This window comes from Helicobacter jaachi, assembly GCF_000763135.2.
GTDB lineage: Bacteria > Campylobacterota > Campylobacteria > Campylobacterales > Helicobacteraceae > Helicobacter_C > Helicobacter_C jaachi.
The window spans coordinates 78,507-98,790 of record NZ_JRPR02000001.1 but is presented as its reverse complement, the minus strand read 5'-3'; the positions used below and the strand labels follow the sequence as shown (position 1 = coordinate 98,790).

Annotated in this window: 16 protein-coding genes; 11 read left to right on the top strand and 5 right to left on the bottom strand. The window is 41.4% G+C overall.

Annotated features, from left to right (window positions below):
* Nucleotides 1-62: 62 nt before the first annotated feature.
* The 3 genes from LS71_RS00500 to cydB are packed head-to-tail and all read left to right on the top strand — an operon-like array spanning nucleotide 63 to nucleotide 3,029.
* Nucleotides 63-326: a DUF4492 domain-containing protein gene (locus tag LS71_RS00500; protein ID WP_194145636.1), complete on the top strand. Its 264-nt coding sequence runs from the start codon at nucleotides 63-65 to the stop codon at nucleotides 324-326.
* A 16-nt stretch (nucleotides 327-342) separates the two neighbouring features.
* Nucleotides 343-1,902 carry a cytochrome ubiquinol oxidase subunit I gene (locus LS71_RS00495; RefSeq protein WP_238700304.1) on the top strand — a complete coding sequence of 520 codons (1,560 nt, stop codon included), beginning with the start codon at nucleotides 343-345 and terminating at the stop codon, nucleotides 1,900-1,902.
* Nucleotides 1,902-3,029: a cytochrome d ubiquinol oxidase subunit II gene (gene cydB, locus LS71_RS00490; protein ID WP_034352563.1), complete on the top strand. Its 1,128-nt coding sequence runs from the start codon at nucleotides 1,902-1,904 to the stop codon at nucleotides 3,027-3,029. Before LS71_RS00495 ends, cydB begins: the two co-directional genes overlap by 1 nt.
* Before the next feature lie 215 nt (nucleotides 3,030-3,244).
* Here cydB and LS71_RS00485 read toward each other — a convergent pair whose 3' ends face one another.
* On the bottom strand, nucleotides 3,245-4,618 hold the full coding sequence (locus tag LS71_RS00485) for a YncE family protein (RefSeq protein ID WP_238700255.1): 1,374 nt from the start codon (nucleotides 4,616-4,618) through the stop codon (nucleotides 3,245-3,247).
* Between the two features lie 208 nt (nucleotides 4,619-4,826).
* Here LS71_RS00485 and LS71_RS00480 point away from each other — a divergent pair, with 208 nt between their 5' ends.
* Entirely contained in the window at nucleotides 4,827-8,171 is a 3,345-nt protein-coding gene (locus tag LS71_RS00480) for an efflux RND transporter permease subunit (protein ID WP_138109774.1), read from the top strand.
* Between the two features lie 96 nt (nucleotides 8,172-8,267).
* On the opposite strand, the gene tsf is transcribed toward LS71_RS00480, so the two are convergent.
* The 3 genes from tsf to LS71_RS00465 all read right to left on the bottom strand — a co-directional run bounded on the left by tsf (nucleotide 8,268) and on the right by LS71_RS00465 (nucleotide 12,021).
* Nucleotides 8,268-9,335 (bottom strand): translation elongation factor Ts, encoded by a 1,068-nt coding sequence (tsf, locus tag LS71_RS00475; RefSeq protein ID WP_034352566.1) that lies wholly within the window; start codon nucleotides 9,333-9,335, stop codon nucleotides 8,268-8,270.
* 1 nt (nucleotide 9,336) lies between these two features.
* Complete coding sequence (gene rpsB / locus LS71_RS00470; protein WP_034352568.1) at nucleotides 9,337-10,131, bottom strand: 30S ribosomal protein S2; 795 nt, start codon at nucleotides 10,129-10,131, stop codon at nucleotides 9,337-9,339.
* Nucleotides 10,132-10,326: 195 nt separating this feature from the next.
* A complete protein-coding gene (locus LS71_RS00465; RefSeq protein ID WP_034352711.1) occupies nucleotides 10,327-12,021 on the bottom strand; it encodes a cation:proton antiporter domain-containing protein in 1,695 nt (564 codons plus the stop codon).
* 307 nt (nucleotides 12,022-12,328) lie between these two features.
* Between LS71_RS00465 and LS71_RS00460 the strand changes: the two genes are divergently transcribed.
* From LS71_RS00460 to LS71_RS00430, 7 genes are all read left to right on the top strand, one after another.
* Nucleotides 12,329-13,576: a metallophosphoesterase gene (locus LS71_RS00460; RefSeq protein ID WP_052057816.1), complete on the top strand. Its 1,248-nt coding sequence runs from the start codon at nucleotides 12,329-12,331 to the stop codon at nucleotides 13,574-13,576.
* Nucleotides 13,576-14,346 carry a sulfite exporter TauE/SafE family protein gene (locus LS71_RS00455; RefSeq protein WP_034352571.1) on the top strand — a complete coding sequence of 257 codons (771 nt, stop codon included), beginning with the start codon at nucleotides 13,576-13,578 and terminating at the stop codon, nucleotides 14,344-14,346. Before LS71_RS00460 ends, LS71_RS00455 begins: the two co-directional genes overlap by 1 nt.
* 285 nt (nucleotides 14,347-14,631) lie before the next feature.
* Nucleotides 14,632-15,453, top strand: coding sequence for a HugZ family heme oxygenase (locus LS71_RS00450; RefSeq protein WP_034352574.1), 822 nt, complete (start codon nucleotides 14,632-14,634; stop codon nucleotides 15,451-15,453).
* Between the two features lie 189 nt (nucleotides 15,454-15,642).
* Entirely contained in the window at nucleotides 15,643-15,771 is a 129-nt protein-coding gene (locus LS71_RS09585; protein ID WP_238700254.1) for an EamA family transporter, read from the top strand.
* Between the two features lie 72 nt (nucleotides 15,772-15,843).
* Nucleotides 15,844-16,833 carry a FecCD family ABC transporter permease gene (locus tag LS71_RS00440; protein ID WP_034352579.1) on the top strand — a complete coding sequence of 330 codons (990 nt, stop codon included), beginning with the start codon at nucleotides 15,844-15,846 and terminating at the stop codon, nucleotides 16,831-16,833.
* The gene (locus tag LS71_RS00435; protein ID WP_034352581.1) at nucleotides 16,834-17,613 is read left to right on the top strand and encodes an ABC transporter ATP-binding protein; all 780 of its coding nucleotides are present in this window, start codon (nucleotides 16,834-16,836) and stop codon (nucleotides 17,611-17,613) included.
* A complete protein-coding gene (locus LS71_RS00430; protein ID WP_052057798.1) occupies nucleotides 17,613-18,467 on the top strand; it encodes an ABC transporter substrate-binding protein in 855 nt (284 codons plus the stop codon). The genes LS71_RS00435 and LS71_RS00430 overlap by 1 nt, the downstream gene beginning before the upstream one ends.
* Nucleotides 18,468-18,484: 17 nt before the next feature.
* Here the strand turns inward: LS71_RS00430 and LS71_RS00425 are convergent, their stop codons facing one another.
* Complete coding sequence (locus LS71_RS00425; protein ID WP_138109773.1) at nucleotides 18,485-20,152, bottom strand: methyl-accepting chemotaxis protein; 1,668 nt, start codon at nucleotides 20,150-20,152, stop codon at nucleotides 18,485-18,487.
* Nucleotides 20,153-20,284: the final 132 nt, after the last annotated feature.

The window sequence follows — 20,284 nt, the reverse complement described above, 5'->3', positions numbered from 1 at the left end:
AATAATTATTACCCCAAAGGCTTTAAGAAATTTGTGCAAAAAACATATTTTGCGCGTATAAAATGCTAAGAAATTTGATAGAATCGCTCATTTTTATTCAAAGGGAATGCGTGGGATTCTGGAAAAGGGCAATTATGCTGTATGTTGATGGATTTAGAAACCTAAAGCTTGGCAAAGTGCTATGGAGGGTGATTATTATAAAGCTCCTTATCATTTTTGCCCTGCTTAAGGTATTTGTGTATGATAAAAATCTCTCACACATTGGCGATGAGCAAGCAAAGAGCGCTTTTGTCATGGATAATCTTACCAAATCTACAAACAAATAAGGAGAAATTTATGGATATGCTCAATGATTTATCAAGCGTGAATTGGGCGCGCGCGCAGTTTGCCTTGACGGCTTTATATCATTTTTTGTTTGTGCCTTTGACTTTGGGACTTTCTTTTATCGTGGCGATTATGGAGAGCATTTATGTTAAAACTGGCAATCCACAATGGCGCAAAATCACGCGCTTTTGGCTCACGCTTTTTGGGATTAATTTTGCTATTGGCGTGGCTACTGGGATTATTATGGAGTTTGAGTTTGGCACGAATTGGGCAAATTATAGCTGGTTTGTGGGCGATATTTTTGGCGCGCCTTTGGCAATTGAGGGCATTATGGCGTTCTTTTTGGAGGCTACATTTTTTGCTGTAATGTTTTTTGGCTGGGATAAGGTCTCTAAAAAATTCCACCTGCTCTCCACTTGGCTTGTGGCTATTGGCAGTAATTTATCAGCCTTTTGGATTTTGGTAGCAAATGGCTGGATGCAATATCCCATTGGCACCATTTTTAATCCTAATAGCGCGCGTAATGAAATGAGTAGCTTCTGGGAGGTAGCGCTCTCCCCTGTGGCTGTGCCAAAATTTTTACACACTGTGGCAAGCGGCTATGTGATTTCTGCGCTTTTTGTTATGGGTATTTCTGCGCTATATTTGCTCAAAAATCGCTTTAGAATCGAAGCCAAAAAGAGCCTTATTGTAGGCGCTAGCTTTGGCTTTATCACTTCTATGTTTTTATTTTTTAGCGGCGATGAAAGCGCGTATCAAGTTACACAACACCAACCAATGAAACTTGCAGCTATGGAGGGGATTTATAAAGGTGAAAATCGCGCGGGCATTACAGCCTTTGGAATCTTAAATCCACAAAAACAAATAGGCGATGACAAAGATACTTTCTTATTTAACATAACTATCCCTTACGCGCTTTCAATTTTGGGCAATCGCAATCCAAATAGCTTTGTGCCGGGTGTGGAGGATTTGCTCTATGGGAATTTAGATAAAGGCATAACGGGCATAGATTCTAGAATCCAAAGCGGCAAGCTCGCTCTTAATGCCCTAAAGGACTACAAAGAAGCAAAGGCGCATAACGACACAGAGCGTATGAATATCGCTCAAGGCATTTTAGAATCTAATATGCCCAATTTTGGCTATGGGTATTTTGACAAGCCAGAAGAGATAATACCGCCTATTGGGCTTACATTTTATAGCTTTCACATCATGGTGGCTTTGGGCAGTGCGTTTTTTGTGCTATTTATCGTGGTGCTGTATTTGTCTATGGCAAATAATATTGAAAAATTCCGCAAGATTCTATGGCTGTGCGTGATTGCCATACCTTTTGGCTATGTGGCAGCAGAGGCAGGCTGGATTGTGGCTGAAGTGGGCAGGCAGCCATGGGCAATACAGGATTTGCTCCCTGTGGGCATTGCCTCCACAAAGCTTTCAAGCCTTAATATCCAAATTTCTTTTTTCATTTTTGCTGTGCTTTTTACTACTTTGCTTTGCGCAGAAATTGGCATTATGGTGCGCAGTATCAAAAAAGGCTTTGAAGATGAGCATCATATAGCAGCGCTAAAAGGAGGCAAGTGATGTTTTTTGGACTTGATTTAGCGGGATTGCAGATATATTGGTGGGTGATTGTAAGTTTATTGGCAGGCTTGCTTGTTTTTATGTTTTTTGTGCAAGGTGGGCAAAGTCTGCTATTTGTGCTAGCTAAAGATGAGTTAGAAAAAACTATGCTCATTAACTCACTAGGGCGCAAATGGGAGCTTGGCTTTACTACTTTAGTCATGTTTGGCGGCGCGTGCTTTGCGGCGTTTCCATTGTTTTATAGCACAAGCTTTGGCGGCGCGTATTGGGTATGGCTAGCGATTTTGTTTTGCTACATTATTCAGGCTGTAAGCTATGAATACCGCAAAAAAGAGGGCAATGTGCTTGGGCAGAAAGCCTATGAGATATTTTTGTGGATTAATGGCGTTTTTGGCGTGTTTTTAATCGGTGTAGCGGTAAGCACATTTTTTAGCGGCTCGCATTTTGTGCTAAATGAGCATAATTTCGTGCAATGGAGTGTTGTAACGCGCGGACTAGAGGCGTTATTAGAGCCTGCAAATTATCTCTTAGGATTAAGCTTAGTGTTTTTGAGCCAAATTTTGGGTGCGAGCTATTTTTTAAATAATATTAATGATACAAAAATTGCTAAACGCGCTAGAAAGGCTATTTTAATGGCTACACTTGCGTTTTTGCCCTGCATTCTTGGCTTTTTGGCGTGGATTTGCTGCAAAAGTGGCTTTTATGTAGATGAAAATGGCGTAGTCGCGCTGCAACCTTATGTGTATTTGCATAACTTTCTCTCCATGCCTTATTTGATTGTTGGGCTGCTTTTGGGCGTGGTATTGGTGCTTTTGGGGATTTATCTTAATGTATTTAAACAAAGCACAAAGGGTATATTTTTCTTAGGCAGCGGAAGCGTGCTTGTGGTTATGTCGGTGTTTTTAAATGTGGGCTTGGGACAGAGTGCATTTTACCCATCAATTGCGGATTTGCAAAGCTCGCTCACTATACAAAATGCTTCTTCAAGCTACTACACGCTTTCTGTAATGGGCTATGTATCCCTGCTAGTGCCTTTTGTGCTAGCATATATCATTTATGTATGGCGCGCGCTTGATAGAGTGAAAATCACACGCGATGAAATGAGCAAAGACACTCACGCGTATTAATTTTTCAAGGAGTAACAATGGGAAGTGCAATTTTTATGCTTATTTTGTGGCCAGTGGTGATATTTATCGCCTATAAATTTATCGCGCTTAATATCTCACACACAGAAGAAAAAGAGAAATAATCTTGCTTTAACGCGCAGGACGCCTTTAAAAGCATAAATTATAGAATCTAGCCACATAATCCGCGCTAGATTCTATAAATTTAGATTCTATAATTATTTATAATCCACCCTATAAATATCCACCGCGTTGCCGCCACCATATTTTGCCTTGCCTTGCGAAGTGGTATAAACAAACTTCCCATCAGCGCTCACATCAAGCCCCACAGGAAAAGAATCTGCATCAATTTGCAGAATCTGCACCATTTTATCACTATCTACCACAGCTACTTTAGATACGCTATTACACGCCACAAAAATATATTTGCCATCAGGGCTTAGCGCGATAGTCCTAGCGCCAGCGCCCACCTTTGCATTTTGCCAATTTTTAAATGTAGTTTGCTTTGTTTTGCCATCTAAGTGCTTAACAGATTCTATAAAGTCACTCATCTTAGCCTTTTGCACATAGCCGTCTTTATTAATGCTAAGATACAAATATCCATTTTTTACGACCAAATGCCGCACATTTGGCATCATTCCTAGCACTCTGCCAAGATATTTAGAATCTTGCAAGTCAATGATAGCAATGCCCCCACCTCCGCCCATGCAGCCAATAAGCATATATCTGCTATCTTCGCTAAATGCCATGCCTCTAAGCGCGTATCCGCTGCCAGTATCTCTATCTACGGATTTATCTAGCGGATAGTTTAAAGGCAAGATATAATCGACCACGAGCCGCTTTATATGCTTCCAATCATTAGGATTATCGCTGCTAATGTCAATGAGTGCGATAGTATTATCTCCCCAGTGCGAAATGGCTATCATCTTCCCATTAGGCGTGGTAGTAATCATCTTAGGTAGCGTGCCTGTCTCCATAAGCTTAATAATCTTATTGCTTTGCGTATCAATAACCGCCACAGCAGAGGGGTCTTGCGCGTTTAAGTCATAGGAGCGCTTGTAGTATGGCACCCACAAATATCTGCCATTGTGCGAAAAGGTAGATTCTACAGGTTTGCCCTTGAAGTGATTATTTTTTGGATAATGTGTAAATTTATAGATTCCAGAATCTTCACTCCATAAATTATCGTGTGCCGCGCCTATATTGTGACTAATGCTAGCGATTTTATTATTCGTCTTTGCATCAAAGACAATAGTCGTGCCACCCTCCAAAGAATTAACATAATATCTGCTGCCATCAGGGTGGATATTCACACTTTTTGGCGAATATATCGCACTCTCACGAGTGGCGCCCCCAGCGTAATTTTGCCGCTTATCAATGAGAGTTAGCGTAATAGAGCCATCTTTTGCGCTCACAGAAGTGCCAATTTTTGGGTGAATAACTTGCAAATTAGTTTCTTTTGTGCTTTCCTTTGAGTTTTGCTTTGTGCTATTTTTTGCACTATTATTTGTCGCGCCAAAGCCTTGCGAACATATAAACATAGATATTACTAAAGCAGATAGCTTTTTTATGTGTGTAAATTTACTCGCCATTTTTCACCTTTCACATTGCAGATTCTATAAAAGTTAATTGTATCGATATTTTATTAAGATTATTGGATTTGATATGCCACCCTGCCTGCGCTTTTTTGTATTTTCCTATCATTTCCCCCTTGACTTAGAGTAAGTCTAATGCTTTACAATTCTAATTTCAAATTTTTTAGAATCTAGATTCTATAAAACCACAAAAAGGAAAAGCAAAATGTTCTCGCAGTTTTTTATTAAAAGGCCGGCGTTTTCTGCCGTGATTAGCATTGTTATAGTGATTGCTGGGCTGCTTTGTATGGATAATCTGCCAATCGAGCAGTATCCAAAGGTTACGCCGCCGCAAGTGATGGTGCGCGTTAGCTATCCGGGCGCGTCTGCGGAGGTGGTTAGCAATAGCGTGATGAGTGTGCTAGAATCTGCCATAAATGGCGTAGAAGATATGATTTACATGCAAACAAGTGCCAATTCTAGCGGTGAATCGACTATTAGCATATTTTTTAAGCAAGAGGCAAATCCTGATATGGCGGTAGTAAATGTGAATAATCGCGTCCAATCCGCCATTTCACAGCTCCCAGAGGAAGTGCAGCGGCTTGGCATTGATGTGCGAAAGCAAAGCTCTGCAGTCGCCGGATTCTATCAATTTTACTCTACAAATCCCGCGCATAACCAGCTATTTATCGCAAATTACTTGCTTTTAAATGTGATTGATGAGCTAAATCGCATTAGTGGCATTGGCGATGTGCAGTTGTGGAGTCTTGAAAAATACGCAATGCGGATATGGCTAAATCCTGCGAGTTTGCAAAATCATAATTTATCGCCCTTAGAAGTTATAGAAAAGATAAGGTCGCAAAACGCCCAGTTCGCCCCGGGTAAGTTTGGTGCTGAGCCTATAAACCACAGCGAATTCACTTACACCATTACCACAAAGGGCTTACTAAGCACTCCAAGCGAGTTTGAAAACATAATTATAAAGGCAAATGATGATGGCTCTACTCTGCGGCTAAAAGACATTGCGCGAGTGAGTTTGGGCGCGCAAGATTATGTCACGGATAATTATTATGATGATATGCGCTCTGTCCCCATACGCGTATCTTTGCAGCCGGGTGCAAATATGCTAGAAGTAAGCAATGCGGTCGATAGCGTGATAGAATCTTTAAGCAAAAAATTCCCAGATGGACTGCAATATGCTAAGCCTTTTGCGCCAACAGAGTTTATTTTAGCCTCTATTAGCGAGGTGAAAAAGACATTTTTTGAGGCGATAATTTTGGTAGTTTTAGTAATTTATTTGTTTTTAGGCAGTTTTCGCGCTATGATAATACCAGTGATTGCCATACCAGTAAGCCTTATAGGCACTTTTATAGGGCTATATTTTTTGGGATTTTCTATCAATTTACTAACTTTATTTGGGCTTATTCTAGCCATTGGAATAGTCGTAGATGACGCAATTATAGTGATAGAAAATGTCGAGCGGATAATGCACGAAAAAGGCTGTGACGCAAAAGAAGCCACGATAGAATCTATGAAAGAGATTAGCGGTGCAGTCGTGGCTATCGTGCTAGTGATTGCGGCGGTATTTTTGCCTGTTAGTTTCATAAGCGGATTTAGCGGTGAGATTTATCGGCAGTTTGCCATTACCATTGTCATTTCTGTGGTAATTAGCGGGCTTGTGGCTTTGAGCCTTACACCTGCACTTTGTGCGATGTTTTTAAAGCCACATAGTTTGCATAAATCTCTCCCCCAAAAGTATATTTTAAATCCATTTAACGCCCTATTTGATAAAATCACGCATTCTTTCACTCGCAAAGTGCGAACTAGCATAAAACGTGGTAGCATTATGCTAGTGCTTATGGGCGCGATGCTGTATTTGACTTATGACTTATTCCAAAGGACGCCTAAAAGCCTTGTGCCTAGTGAAGACATGGGCTTTGTATTCGTGCATACGATTTTACCAGAGGGCGCTAGTCTAAATCGCACAATTGAAGTGCAAAAAGAGCTAATTAATGTGATTAGTCAAAAGCCCTATATTGCGGCAATGCAGACTATTTCAGGCTATAGTTTTCTAGCGCAGGGCTTTAAGTCAAATGCGGGCATTGGATTTCATAAGCTTGTGCCTTGGCATGAGCGCGATATTAGCGATAGGCAGGCGATTGCTTTGCTTAGTGATGAATTAAGTGGCAATGAAAAGGCGCATTTTGTGCTAACTCAAGCGCCAACGATAATAGGGCTAGATTCTAGCGGTGTGAATTTTTTTATACAAAGCAAAGAGGGCGGAAGTCTAAATGATTTAAAAAAATATACTGATTTGCTAATTGAAAAAGCGCGAAATCGCCCAGAATTGCGCAGTGTCGTAACGAGTTTTGCCGCTGATACGCCACAATATGAAGCGCGCGTAAATCGCGAAAAGGCAGCGGCTATGAATGTGGAGATAAACGATGTGTTTAATACCATGCAAGTGGCGTTTGGTAGCTTTTATGTGAATAATTTTGAGGCGTTTAATCGCACATTTAGAGTTATCGCACAAGCAGATTCTAACTATCGCTCAAATCCGCAAAATCTAAGCGATATTTTTGTGAAATCAAGCAGTGGCGCGCTTGTGCCTTTGAGTTCGCTTGTAAGCGTGGAGCGAAAGATTGGCGCAGAAATCGTAAATAGATTCAATCAATTCCCAGCCGCACAAGTGATAGGGCAGCTAAATTTTGGCTATTCAAGCAGCGATGCGATGAGAGCGATAGAAGAGGTCGCAAGCGAAGTGCTGCCTAGCGGCTATGACATCGCATTTGCGGGGGCGAGCTATCAAGAGCGCGCAAGCTCTAGCAGTGGCGGCGTGGCGTTTGCCTTTGGGCTTTTATTTGTGTTTTTGATTTTAGTGGCGCAATATGAGAAGTGGCTGCTGCCTTTAGCGGTGCTGTCTGCTGTGCCTTTTGGCGTGTTTGGGGCGATTGCATTTACTTATATTAGCGGACTTGAGAATGATGTGTTTTTTCAGGTGGGACTTTTAGTCTTAATCGCCTTATCCGCCAAAAACGCCATTTTAATCGTGGAATTCGCCGAGCAAGAAAGGCACAAAATTGTGGATTCTATCATGCGACAAGGCACGCCCTTGTCGCCATTAAATACCAATGGGCGCGAAGCGCAAACTTTGGAAGCGTCGTCGGGGTGGGGGATTTTTAAGGGGGAGGGAGCGACTTCGCAATTTAAGCCCCTCCCCCTTAAAGAAAAAAATAACTTACCAATGTTGCAAGAATGCTCTAGGGATTCTACTAGTTTGCAAAATCTAGATTCTAAAACTATGCGAAAAATCATTATAGAATCAAGTGTGCGAGCCGTAAAAATGCGCTTTCGCCCCATTGTAATGACTTCATTAGCATTCACTTTAGGCGTATTGCCTTTGGCTTTTTCAAGTGGCGCAGGCGCTTTGAGCAGGCATGCAATAGCCACAGGAGTAATCGGCGGAATGCTAGCTGCCACATTCATCGCCATATTTTTCATACCCATTTTCTACACACACCTCGCCACCCTTAGCAACTGGATAAAGACAAAATTTCACATAAACATATAGAATCTAGATTCTATATCCCGCGTGGATATGTGCCACTTCAAGCTTAAATGCCGCACAAAGTGGTGGATTTAAGTTTCAAAAGACAAAATTTAAGGCTTATTGCATTTGTGCGGCCACTTCAGCGGCAAAATCCTCCACCTTTTTTTCAATGCCCTCACCCAACTCAAAGCGCACATATTCGGTGATTTCAATATTATCATTAAGCTCTTTAGATTTCGCCTCTAGCACTTGAGCGATAGTTTTCTTATCGTCCATTACATAAAATTGCCCAAGCAGCGTCATTCTCTGGTCAAGCAATGTGCTATCTGCCACAAATCGCTCCATTTGCCCGGGCAAAATCTTATCCCAAATCGCCTCTGGCTTGCCTTGCGCCTTTAAATCTGCTCGTAGCTTTTCTTCTTGTGCTCTCAACACAGATTCTGTAAGCTCGCTGCGGCTAATATATTCAGGGATTTTGTGCAATGGCTTACCAAGCCGCGCAAATTCCTCATTTTCCTTTTTAAGCTCGGCGATAATGGCTACCTTTTCTTTTTGGATAAAATCATTGCTAAGCTCGGTGTAGCTTAATACTTGAGGCTTCATTGCTGCAGCATGCATACAAATATTTTTAGCTAACTCCACGCACGCACTTTTTGAGCTATCTTTAGTATATTTCATACCAATAAGCACGCCCACGCGCCCATTTGAATGCACATAGCCATTGACTATACCGCTGCCTTGCACCTTGAGGCTAGAAACGCGTCGCACCACGATATTTTCACCAATTTTAGCAATATTTTGCTGCAAATATTCCTCAAACTTTACAGAATCTACATTCATCGTATGCAAAGATTCTATACTGGAGAGCGTATGCTCATAAACGATTTTTGCAGTCTTTGCCACAAGCTCTTTAAAGGTGTCATTTTTAGCCACAAAATCTGTTTCGGAGTTAATCTCAATAATACTTGCTTTGCTATAATCGCTTGCTACCTCAACGCTCACAACGCCTTCACTTGCGATTCTATCAGCCTTTTTGGCAGCCTTGCTCAAGCCCTTTTCTCGTAAATACTCAACAGCCTTGTCAATATCGCCATTAGTCTCTACAAGCGCCTTTTTGCAGTCCATCATACCCGCGTCGGTCATTTCGCGGAGTTGCTTTACAAGCTGTGCTGGAATATCTGCCATATTATTCCTCCTGTATGGAATCTTGTGCAACCTCAAGGGCTACTTCTTCAAGGATTTCTTGCTTTTCTGCCTCTGTTGCAGGCTCTACTAGCTCACCTTGCTCATTTTGCTCATCTTTGCTCTCCGCTCGCCCCTCTAAAATAGCTTCAGTCATTTCCTTGCAGAAAAGCTGAATAGAGCGAATCGCATCATCATTGCCCGGAATGGGATAATCCACCATATCGGGGTCGCAGTTAGTATCAAGCGGCGCTACAACGGGGATTCCAAGTCTTCTAGCCTCTGCTACAGCAATCTTTTCTTTTGCTGCATCAATGACAAAAATCATATCTGGAGCCTTTTTCATATGGCGCACACCGCCCAAATATTTATCAAGCTTTTCTTTTTTTCGCTGCAACATTAATTTTTCTTTTTTGGTGAGCAAGTCAATCTGCCCGCTAGATTCCATCTCTTCGATAATCTCAAGCTTGCGCACAGATTTTTTAATGGTGCTAAAGTTAGTGAGCATTCCACCTAGCCAGCGATAATTCACATAAGGCACATTCACAGATTCTGCATATTGCTTTAATGTCTCGCTCGCTTGCTTTTTTGTCCCTACAAACATAATGACTTTACCCTCGCTCGCGGCTTCTTTAACGATATTGTAAGTGTAGCGGAAGTAGCGCAAAGTCTTTTGCAAATCGATAATGTGGATATTTTTGCGAACGCCAAAAATAAATTTTTTCATTTTTGGATTCCAACGGCGCGTTTGATGTCCAAAATGCACGCCGCACTCAAGTAAATCTTTCATAGTTACCATGTGGTGTCTCCTTAGTTAGTAATTGGTTTATCCTCCATACCCCTTAACAACGCTTGTTGCAACCTTACAAGGATTGGTATGTGTGAATTGCTGCGCATTTTTATAGAATCTAGATTCTATAAACAAGCCATTTTGCGCAAAACAGAGGGCGCGATTGTAACTTATAAATATTAAAAGTTTGCTTATTTAATGTCTTTAACTTTTAGATTCTATATGCGTCTCTGCTATGGCTTGCAGGGCTAAATCGCTTAGAATCTTTGCTATCTCGCGCCGCTCATGCACCACGCCATAAATGCCTTGAGACTTCATCTGCGCGGCAAAGGCTGAATTTTTTGTCTTAAGAATAATCTTGCACAAAGGCGCTAGAATTAAAATTTCTTGACAAATAGCCTGAATACTCTCCATAGAATCTATGGCAATAATCACTGCTGCACACTCTTTCACACCCAATCGCTCAAGCATATATCTGTGCGTTACATCACCAAAAAGCACATTATGATTATCCTTAATACCCTGCTCCACGCGATTATAGTTTTTATCCACTGCGATACAAGTGGCATCACAGCCCTGAAAATATTGCACAATATTGCGCCCTAGCTCCCCATAGCCGCATACAATAATATGCCCTTGCATATCCTCGCGCTCATAGACCTGCACGCTCTCATCTTCTGTCTGCGGCTGTGCTTTTTTAAAAGGATTAATCCGCCCTATACACGCAAGAAGAAAATCTGTGATTTTATCGAGTTTATCAAGGATAAAGGGCGTAGCAATCATAGAAAAAATCACCATAAGGGTTAGGAATTGATAAATATCTTGCGAAGTGAGATGGGAGAAAAATGCCTGCCCAAAAATAAATTTTAATATCCCGCCATCAAGGTTAAGATTTAAAATCTTATGCTGGCTTGCGAGCAAAAATATAGCAAATGAAAATTCTCCAATTTGTGAGAGCGAGAGTGCCACGCGCAAGCCTACGCGCTGCCCTTTGAAAAAGGATAAAAATACAAAAATAAGCAAAGTCTTTGCCCCCATCATCAACGCCACAAGCACAATAATGACTAAGAAATATTTAAATAAAAATATCACATCAACTTGCATACCAACTGTGATAAAAAATACGCCCAAAAGCATATCGCGGAAATGCACAATCACGGAAGAAACTTGATATTTATAGGGTGTGTTTGAGATTATCATACCTGCTAGAAATGCGCCAAGTGTGAGCGAAAAGCCAAAAGATTTGCTAATGTATGCCGCTCCTAGCACGATTAAAAACACTGCGCCTACAAAAATTTCATCAGTTTTCATATTTGCCGAAAAGCGCAAAAAGAGCTTTGCTACAATGCGTCCGGGCAGCACAAGCACGACTAAAAGGATAATGGCTGAAAGCAATGTAGTAAGGATTAGCGCCCATAGGTGAGAATCTTTATCGCTTAGAAGCTTAATCATAAGCAAAATAGGGATAACTGCAATATCTTGGAAAATTAAAATGCCTATTGAAGCCTTGCCATAGGGCGTTTTGGTTTGCGAGGTTTCATTTAAAAATTTAAGCACAATTGCCGTTGATGAAAGGCTTACCGCACTAGAAATAATAATAGAAGTGGCAAAATCAAATCCCAAACAATACGCACACGCCATAAAGAAAAAGGCAATAGAAATGCCAATTTGCAATCCACCAAACACCAGCACTTCTTGCTTCATCGCGCTTATGCTTTTAAAACTAAAATCAAGTCCTATCATAAACATCAAAAACACGATGCCAAGTTCAGCAATACTGCTTAGAGAATCCTCCAAATGAAAGCCAAAGATATACGCACTAAGCACGCCTGTGAGAATGTAACCGATGATAGTTGGGATTTTAAGCCAGCTTAGCACGATGCCTGAAATCACAGCCATTGCCAATACGCACAATACAACTAAATACGGGTCGATAAGTCACCTCTTTGTATGAATTTTAAAAATTGAAAAATAAACGCGCCATTATATATGAGGAAAGTAGTTTGTGCGTTTAAAAATATTTAATAATGATTATTTTGAATGTGAAATAATTCTGCCTCCAATAAAGGCAAATAAGGCTATTTAAGGCGTATAAATTTTATTTTATAGAATCTAGATTCTATAAGTTGCGATGTATTTTTAAGGGGTGAGGGTGAAAGTTTTTATATTATTATTGATAGGAATAATTTTCATTGTTCTAAATCTTATGAAGCTCTACATTTACAAGCGTTTTATTCGCCATAGCCTCCTTGTGCGCAAATGGGCATTTACAAAATGGATTTTTATCGCGCTGCTTTTGCTTTTGGCTATCGGGGAAATATCGATGTTTGCGGTAAGAGATGTGCATTTTAGCCCGAGCGGATTTTTGCTCATTGGCTCTTGCGTGATTTTTACTTATTGTTTGTTTATGGCGTGTTTGTGCGTGGATTGTGTGAGAATCTTAGTGCGCAATGGAGTGCCTAAATCCTGCTGCAGCCCCACTTCCTGCTGTAACCAAACTCAAAAAGTATGCCTAGATTCTATAAATCCCTCACAAAATGCTCTATCCGCTTCGCCCAAACTGCAAAGCGCTTCAAATGCCTCGCCACTCACGCCGCGCCGCAAATTTTTGCAAGGTATGATTGATACAAGCATTGCGCTTTTATTTGTGTGCTTTAGCGTGCAGGGTTTTAAGAATGCCCTCACTATCCCACCCGTGAAAGAAGTGCGCATAAAGCTAGCTGGCTTAAAAAAGCCAAAGCGCATAGCGATGATAACTGATGTGCATATTGGCAAAACTTTGGGATATGCTTTTCTTGCAGATGTGGTGGCAAAGATTAACGCCCTAAAGCCTGATTTGGTAGTAATTGTGGGGGATTTAATCGATGATAAGATAGAAAATATTAAAGCAGATTTAGAGCCGCTTAAATCCTTGCAAAGCACAGAAGGCGTGTATTATGTGGCGGGAAATCATGAATATTATCATGGCGTAGAGCCAATTTTGGCGCATCTGCAGACCTTAAATCTTAATATTTTGCACAATAAACATATTGAGCTAGCTGATTTAAACTTAGCAGGAGTGAGTGATTTAAGTGCCGCGCGCTTTGGGTATGAAGAGCCTAATTTAGCAGCGGCTAAAGCGGGTTTAAATACGCAAAAGCCAAGCGTGCTTTTAGTCCATCAGCCAAAATTTGTGCGACAAAATGATGTGAGTGATTTTGATTTAGTGCTATGCGGGCATACACACGCAGGACAGGTATTTCCGCTCTCATTTTTTGTGTGGCTTGAGCAACATTATGTGCATGGACTTTATAAACTCCCACAACATACACAATCTACGCACACATCTCAAAATATAGAATCTAAACCTCGCCAAACGCAGCTTTATGTAAGCAGCGGCGTGGGATTTTGGGGACCTGCGATACGATTTTTAGCTCCAAGTGAAATTGTGCTTTTAAAACTAGAGGGGGAATGATGAGTGTTGCATTTTTAATTATTTTAGGCTGCATAAGCGGAGCGGCGGCTGGATTTTTTGGTATAGGTGGAGGTGTTATCATCGTGCCTTGCTTGCTTTTGCTGGGATTAGATATGGAGTATGCCATTGGTATATCCATTATGCAAATGGTATTTTCCTCCACATTTGGCTCAATCATCAATATTTATCAAAAAAAGCTTGCCATACAAGATGGCGTATTTGTAGGTTTAGGAGGGCTTATAGGCGCGGCATTTAGCGGCATTATCGTAGATAGCCTCTCCTCTCAAACATTGCTTTTATGCTTTTTGCTGCTTTCTTGCGTGAGTTTTTATAAATATATCTTTGATGTGAAAACCACCGCAAACCCTACTCCGCCTATCACAGAGCCTAAAAAACAAAAAATGCTTATGATTGCAGCAGGCTTCATCACAGGCATTTTTGCTGTGAGCTTAGGCATAGGAGGAGGGCTTATTTTAGCGCCTATTTTGGCGTATTATTTGGGCTTTAATTCTAAAAAGGTGGTGCCTATTTCGCTCTTTTTTATCATTTTTGCTTCCATTTCTGGAAGTTTATCACTGGCTGCACATAATCTTATTGATTTTAAAGCGGGCATTATTTTAGGCATTGCCTCGATGTTTGGCGTGGCGTTTGGTATTTATCTTATAAGTAAAATCACGCTCAAAAATCACCGCTACGCGCTTATTGGCATATATGCGTTTTCTATTGCGCTCACATTGTGGAAAGTAGCGCAGACCTTTCATCTCATATAATTTTTATATGTCGTAGGCGCGCAAAATTAAGGTAGAAATGAAAATAATTAAAATCTTAATAATTAAGAATGGTTATTAATTTATATTTAAGCTTTGATGTATTATAATCACACTCGTTTTTAAGATGAACTTTCTAACAAAGTCGTTTCTTTAGCGATTTGGTAGGGCTGGGTGGGTTAGCAAAGCATCTTTTTCCTTCCTTATTTGTTGTTTGATTGCATAAATAGGCTATCTTAATCCCAAAGGTAGCCTCTGTGCAACCTTAATCTTTCTTAAGGAGCAAATATGAATCCCCAGAGTATCATTCAGCATATGAACGACCATCACCAAGCCGAACTTATTGGGCTATGTAAAAAATATGGCGAGCCTAGCGCACTCATTAATGGAGAAGTGCAAAATGCTGTGCTTAAAGGTGTGGATTTTGAGGGCTTAGATATTGTGTATAATGATAATGTTTCTTTGCGTGTGGAGTTTCCGCAAAAAGCGAGTGAAAGCACACTCAAAGATGCAATTATCGCTCTATGCCAGTGGGCAGAAGCCCCCAATGCTAGCGCGGTAGCTCAAGAAATTGCAGAATTCAAAAAGACATTTGGTTCAATCATCATCGCTAGTATTGATAAAAGCGACAATGCACTTATCTCGTATGCACCGCTTATTCAAATTGATAATAAAGCCTATATTTACATAAGCGAAGTAGCCGACCACTATCAAAGCATTTCTGCAAATCCTAACAAAATTGAAGTGATGTTCCTTGAAGATGAGTGCAAGGCAAAGTCCGTTATCTTACGCAAACGCTTGAAATATCGTGCGCATGCACGCTTTGTCGAGCGAGAAAGTCAAGAATTTGAGCATGCGCTCAATGCTTTAGAATCTGCCATGGGTGGAGCTGGTGGGGTGAAAACCATTCGCCAAATGACAGACTTTCACCTTGTAGAGCTGCAGTTAGGTTTAGGTCGCTTTGTTAAAGGCTTTGGGCAGGCGTATGATATTCTGCCAAGTGGTGAAATTAAGCATGTGGGTGGCAGTGGGGGTAATCCACACTCTAAGGCACCTCATGGACATGGTTCGCCTCACGGGCATGGTGGGCATAATCCGCATAAGCACTAATCATAAATTGCTAGCTTTTTACAATAATCACCATCTGTGAAAACAAAATGTGGCTTGTGTTTGCTATTTTGTCGGCTATTTTTGCCGCTCTCACAGCAATATTAGCAAAACTTGGAGTTGATGGCATAAACGCTAGCATGGCTTTGCTATTTTAAGGCTCTCCAACTTGGCGAAGTAAGCAAAATAGCAGTGATTGACAAGCTTAGCGTGGTTATTACTATAATTTTTGCGCTCATATTTTTGGGTGAGAGCCTCGATACAAAGGGCATCATCGCTACGATTTTAATCACTGCTGGCGTCATTCTCATGGCGATATAGAATCTAGATTCTATAAACACAAAATAGCGTAGCATTACAAGCCAAAAAGCGGGAGTATTATCAAGGCTTATTATGAAACAAAAAAATCGATATATCATTTTTATCCTTTTTGTGCTTGGCGCGTATGTGATAGCTGTGGCTGTGGCAATGGCGCTAGGCGATGAGGTGTGGAGCATAGGAAGACTTTTTGCCGTGCTGTGCGGGGGTGGTGAGGAGGTAGATAGGCAGATTCTATATGATTTGCGCCTGCCGCGCATAGCCATGGCAATTCTTATTGGCATGCTGCTTGCCTCCTCTGGCGCAGTAACGCAAAGCATTTTTGCAAATCCTATTGCTGACCCCTATATCATAGGCATTGCTTCTGCGGCGAGCTTTGGCGCGGTAGTAGCCTATATCTTGGGGCTAGCGGATTTTTACTTTGGCATATTTGGCTTTGTATTTTGCGTAGTGTTTAGTCTAGTGATTTTTAAGCTACAAAAATATGCCAATATCACTACACTGCTCATCATTGGCATTGCGATTTCTTCGTTTCTTGGCGCGCTTACTTCGCTTTGTATCTACTACATTGGTGAGAATTCTTTTAAGATTGTGGCGTGGCTTATGGGGTATTTGGGGCTTGCCTCATGGGATAAGGTGGGCTTGCTGCTTGTGCCGCTTGTGGTGTGTATGGGCTATTTTTATGCTAAACGATATGAGATGAATATTATCCTTAGCGGCGATGAGGAGGCGCGCAATCTTGGCGTAAATGCCAAAGTGCTTAAGCGCAATCTGCTCATTGCCTCATCACTTGGTGTGAGCTTTGCGGTGGCATTTAGCGGGCTTATTGGCTTTGTGGGGCTTGTGATACCCCATATCGTGCGATTGCTTGTCAAAGACTATAATAACGCCATTGTGCTGCCCCTTTGCACGGCTTTAGGTGGGGTTTTCTTGCTCTGTTGTGATACCCTAGCGCGCAGTTTGCTTAATGTCGAGCTGCCCATTGGCATTATCACGGCATTTTTTGGTGCGCCTGTGTTTTTATACCTTGCCTTACAGACAAGGCGCGTTAGCGTGGGCGTATAAATGAGTGTAATTAAGGTAGAGAATCTAAGCTTTCGCATAAGAGGCGCGCAGATTCTCAATAATATTAGCTTTAGCGTGGGCAAGGGCGAGTTTGTGGGGATTTTAGGACCAAATGGCTCAGGCAAAAGCACGCTTTTAAAGCATATTTTAGGTATTTTACCTGTGCAGAGCGGGAGTATTTCGCTTTTTTCTAAGCCTATTGCAACTTATAGCATTAAGCAGCTCTCCCAACTTATAGGCTTTGTGCCGCAAAAATCCCATATCACGCTGCCGCTTTTGGTGCGCGATGTGCTGCTTATGGGGCGATATAGCGCGCTTAAAGGCTTATTTGCTAGCTATTCAAGCACAGATTTATTAGACCTAGAGCAAGTAGCCAAAGCACTCAATATAGAATCTTTTTTAAATCGCGATGTGCTTTCACTAAGCGGCGGAGAGTTTCAGCGAGTGCTTTTAGCGCGTGCCTTGCTTAAAAAGCCAAAGATTCTCTGCCTTGATGAGCCTACAAGCGCGCTTGATGTGAATTTCGCCCTAGAGCTTTTAGGGCAATGTGAGGCATTTATTAAAAACGAGGGCATTAGCGTTGTGGCGGTGCTGCATGATGTCAATCTTGCCGCGCTTTTTTGCCATAGAATCTTGTTTTTAAAAGCAGGCAGGTTGCGCTATATGGGTGCGAGCGAGGAGCTTTTAGAATCTAGCATTTTAAAAGAGATTTATGGTATAGCATGCGAGGTGATTACGCATAAAAGTAAGCCTCATATCATCATTTCAAAGGAGTGTTAATGAATGTAGTTAAGATTTTAGGGCTTGTGTTAAGCCTTGTGTGTGCGGTGGTGGCAAAAGAGCGGCTAGTGGTGCTAGACCCTGCAAGTGTAGAGATTATCTACGAGCTAGGCAGTGGGGAAGAAATTGTAGCCATTGCACATCTGCAGCAAAGTCAAATCGCGCCTGTGGAGAAAACAAGTAAGCTTGCAAGTGTGGGGAGCTTTTCAAATCCTTCTATTGAAAAGATTGTAGCACTTAAGCCTACGCTTGTGATTGTGAGCAGCTATTCACTAGGCTTGCAGGATAGATTAAAGCAGTTAAATATTAAAACACTTTATTTAGAGGCAAATAGGCTTAGTGATTTACAAAAAAATATTACCGAGCTAGCTAAGATCTTGCATAAAGAGCAAGCAGGTGAAGAGCTAAAAGCGCGTGTAGAAAAAGAGCTAGCCGCGCTCTCACAAAATCCGCTTAATAAAAGCGCGGTATTTTTATTTTCTAGCAATCCGCTTATGGGCTTTGCTGATAATTCGGTGATTGCTGATATTTTGCGCGTGATTGGCGTGAAAAACCTCACCCCAGAAAGTCAAGTGGCACGCCCTATTATTTCAAGTGAGTTTATTTTAAAAGCAAAGCCTGATATGCTTATCCTTGGCATTGAAGCAAGGGATTCTAAGACCTTGCTTGAGCAAAACCCCGCATTACAGAATCTAGACGCGGCAAAAAATAATCAAATCTTTTTCTATCCGCAAACGCACTCTTTAATGCGCGTAAGTCCTAGCATTGTAGAAAAGATTAAATCCCTGCGCTGCTTTCTTGAAAATAGCTGCCCTGCTAATGCGCCTAGCGCGCGTCATACACAGGCGCACTAGTTAGTCTAAAGTGGTGTTTATATTTTAAAGTAAGCCATATATTTTTTTAGCGCGTTTGAAATGCTTTCAAGCTCATCAATGGTCTTGCTGGCATTTTCAAGCGATAGGCTGGTTTCTTGTGAAAGGGAGGAAATGCCCTGCATATCGTCTGAAATGCTTTGCATGGTGCTTTCTTGCTGACTTGATGAAGAGGCTACGGATTTGGCTTGCTGGAGTGAATCTTGAGCTTGAGTTTGGATTTCTTGCAATGTCTGCACAGAATCCATAATGAGCTTTTGCCCCTTATCAATTTGAGGCACAATAGCTTCGATAGCATCAACAGAAGTGCCTATGCTATCTTGAATAAGTTTAATCATATTAGCAATTTCAGCTGTGGTTGAAGCAGTGCGCTCTGCAAGCTTTCTCACCTCATCTGCCACCACCGCAAAGCCTCGCCCATGCTCGCCTGCGCGTGCGGCTTCAATAGCAGCATTCAAGGCAAGCAAATTTGTTTGGTCTGCAATTTCTGCGATGAGATTAGCGCTGCCGCCAATTTCCATAGACTGCTGCTGAAGTCCGCGGATATTATCGGCTGAAGAGCTAATCATCTCTGTGATTTTGCCAATTTCTTGCGCGGTAACATTAATGATTTCCACACCTTTGGTAGAGATTTCCACACTTTTTAGTGAGTTTTGCTCTGTTTGCTTAGCGATATTTGATACTTCAATCACTGAATTATTCATCTGCCCGATTTTCTCAACTACCTGCTTTGAGCCTTGCATTTGTGTATGTGCTGCGTCTTGAGCTTTATGCGAGGCTTGAGATACTTTGAGGGCTACATCATTGATTTGATGCGATGAGTGCGTGATAAATTCTACAATTTCTTTGAGTTTTGCCTGCATTGAGGCAATAGAGGCAAGCATAGAATCTTCGCCCTTATACGTCACTTTTTCGGCTAAATTTCCGCTAGCAATCCTTGCAATAATGCTTGAAGCCACGCGTGGTTCGCCACCTAGCATACGCAAAAGCTGGCGTATAATCACAATAGCCAAAATCACACCAAACACAATACTACACGCTAAAAGCCCTAGAAGTAAGATTCTAAACTCCACCACATCACTTCTTAGATTTTGCGTAAGCTCCGTGTTTGCACGCTCCTCATAATTGATAAATTGATTGATATCAAATAGCCATTGCGTAAATTGAGGAGAGAGCGTTTTTAAAATCTCTTGAGCCTTTGTGATATTCCCCGAAAGTCGCGCTTGTAGCACTTGAGTGATGAGCGGCATACTCTTAGCCTGCACAGATTCTATATTGTGCAGCATAGTAAGCTCATCTTGATTAAGCATATTGGTTTTTACAAATTTTTCTTTCATGTTATCTTCAGCGCTTTTATAGGACTTCTCCAAACTACTAATTTGCTCCAAAAGCTGCTGCAAGCCCTGCTTATCCTCATCACCAATAAGCACCACATCGCGCACAGCAATCGCCCTATCATGCACACTGCCACGAAAATCAATAGCATATCTTTGCGCCACAGCGTTAATGTCATTAATTTGTGTGAGCGAAGTATTAATACTATTCACGCGATTAATACTTATAAACACCATAACGCAGCAAAATACGATTAAAACCCCAAAGCCAAATCCAAGCATAAGTCCTACGCTCGCCCTCTTTTTTGGCTTAACTGCTAATTCATTAGACATCATTGTCTCCTTAATGTATTAAAATTGAAGGATTGTATCTTGTAAAAGTATATTATTAATAAATATTATCCATTTATGAAAGATAGCTCAAAGCGGCTTATTTGCTTACTTTGAGCCAAATAGTTGGAATGC

Bases quoted from the DNA above. Each gene is read 5' to 3' on its own strand.
- LS71_RS00500 (WP_194145636.1), top strand. From the start codon at position 63: ATGCTAAGAAATTTGATAGAATCGCTCATTTTTATTCAAAGGGAATGC.
- LS71_RS00495 (WP_238700304.1), top strand. From the start codon at position 343: ATGCTCAATGATTTATCAAGCGTGAATTGGGCGCGCGCGCAGTTTGCC.
- cydB (WP_034352563.1), top strand. From the start codon at position 1,902: ATGTTTTTTGGACTTGATTTAGCGGGATTGCAGATATATTGGTGGGTG.
- LS71_RS00485 (WP_238700255.1), bottom strand. From the start codon at position 4,618: ATGGCGAGTAAATTTACACACATAAAAAAGCTATCTGCTTTAGTAATA.
- LS71_RS00480 (WP_138109774.1), top strand. From the start codon at position 4,827: ATGTTCTCGCAGTTTTTTATTAAAAGGCCGGCGTTTTCTGCCGTGATT.
- tsf (WP_034352566.1), bottom strand. From the start codon at position 9,335: ATGGCAGATATTCCAGCACAGCTTGTAAAGCAACTCCGCGAAATGACC.
- rpsB (WP_034352568.1), bottom strand. From the start codon at position 10,131: ATGGTAACTATGAAAGATTTACTTGAGTGCGGCGTGCATTTTGGACAT.
- LS71_RS00465 (WP_034352711.1), bottom strand. From the start codon at position 12,021: ATGGCTGTGATTTCAGGCATCGTGCTAAGCTGGCTTAAAATCCCAACT.
- LS71_RS00460 (WP_052057816.1), top strand. From the start codon at position 12,329: ATGAAGCTCTACATTTACAAGCGTTTTATTCGCCATAGCCTCCTTGTG.
- LS71_RS00455 (WP_034352571.1), top strand. From the start codon at position 13,576: ATGAGTGTTGCATTTTTAATTATTTTAGGCTGCATAAGCGGAGCGGCG.
- LS71_RS00450 (WP_034352574.1), top strand. From the start codon at position 14,632: ATGAATCCCCAGAGTATCATTCAGCATATGAACGACCATCACCAAGCC.
- LS71_RS00440 (WP_034352579.1), top strand. From the start codon at position 15,844: ATGAAACAAAAAAATCGATATATCATTTTTATCCTTTTTGTGCTTGGC.
- LS71_RS00435 (WP_034352581.1), top strand. From the start codon at position 16,834: ATGAGTGTAATTAAGGTAGAGAATCTAAGCTTTCGCATAAGAGGCGCG.
- LS71_RS00430 (WP_052057798.1), top strand. From the start codon at position 17,613: ATGAATGTAGTTAAGATTTTAGGGCTTGTGTTAAGCCTTGTGTGTGCG.
- LS71_RS00425 (WP_138109773.1), bottom strand. From the start codon at position 20,152: ATGTCTAATGAATTAGCAGTTAAGCCAAAAAAGAGGGCGAGCGTAGGA.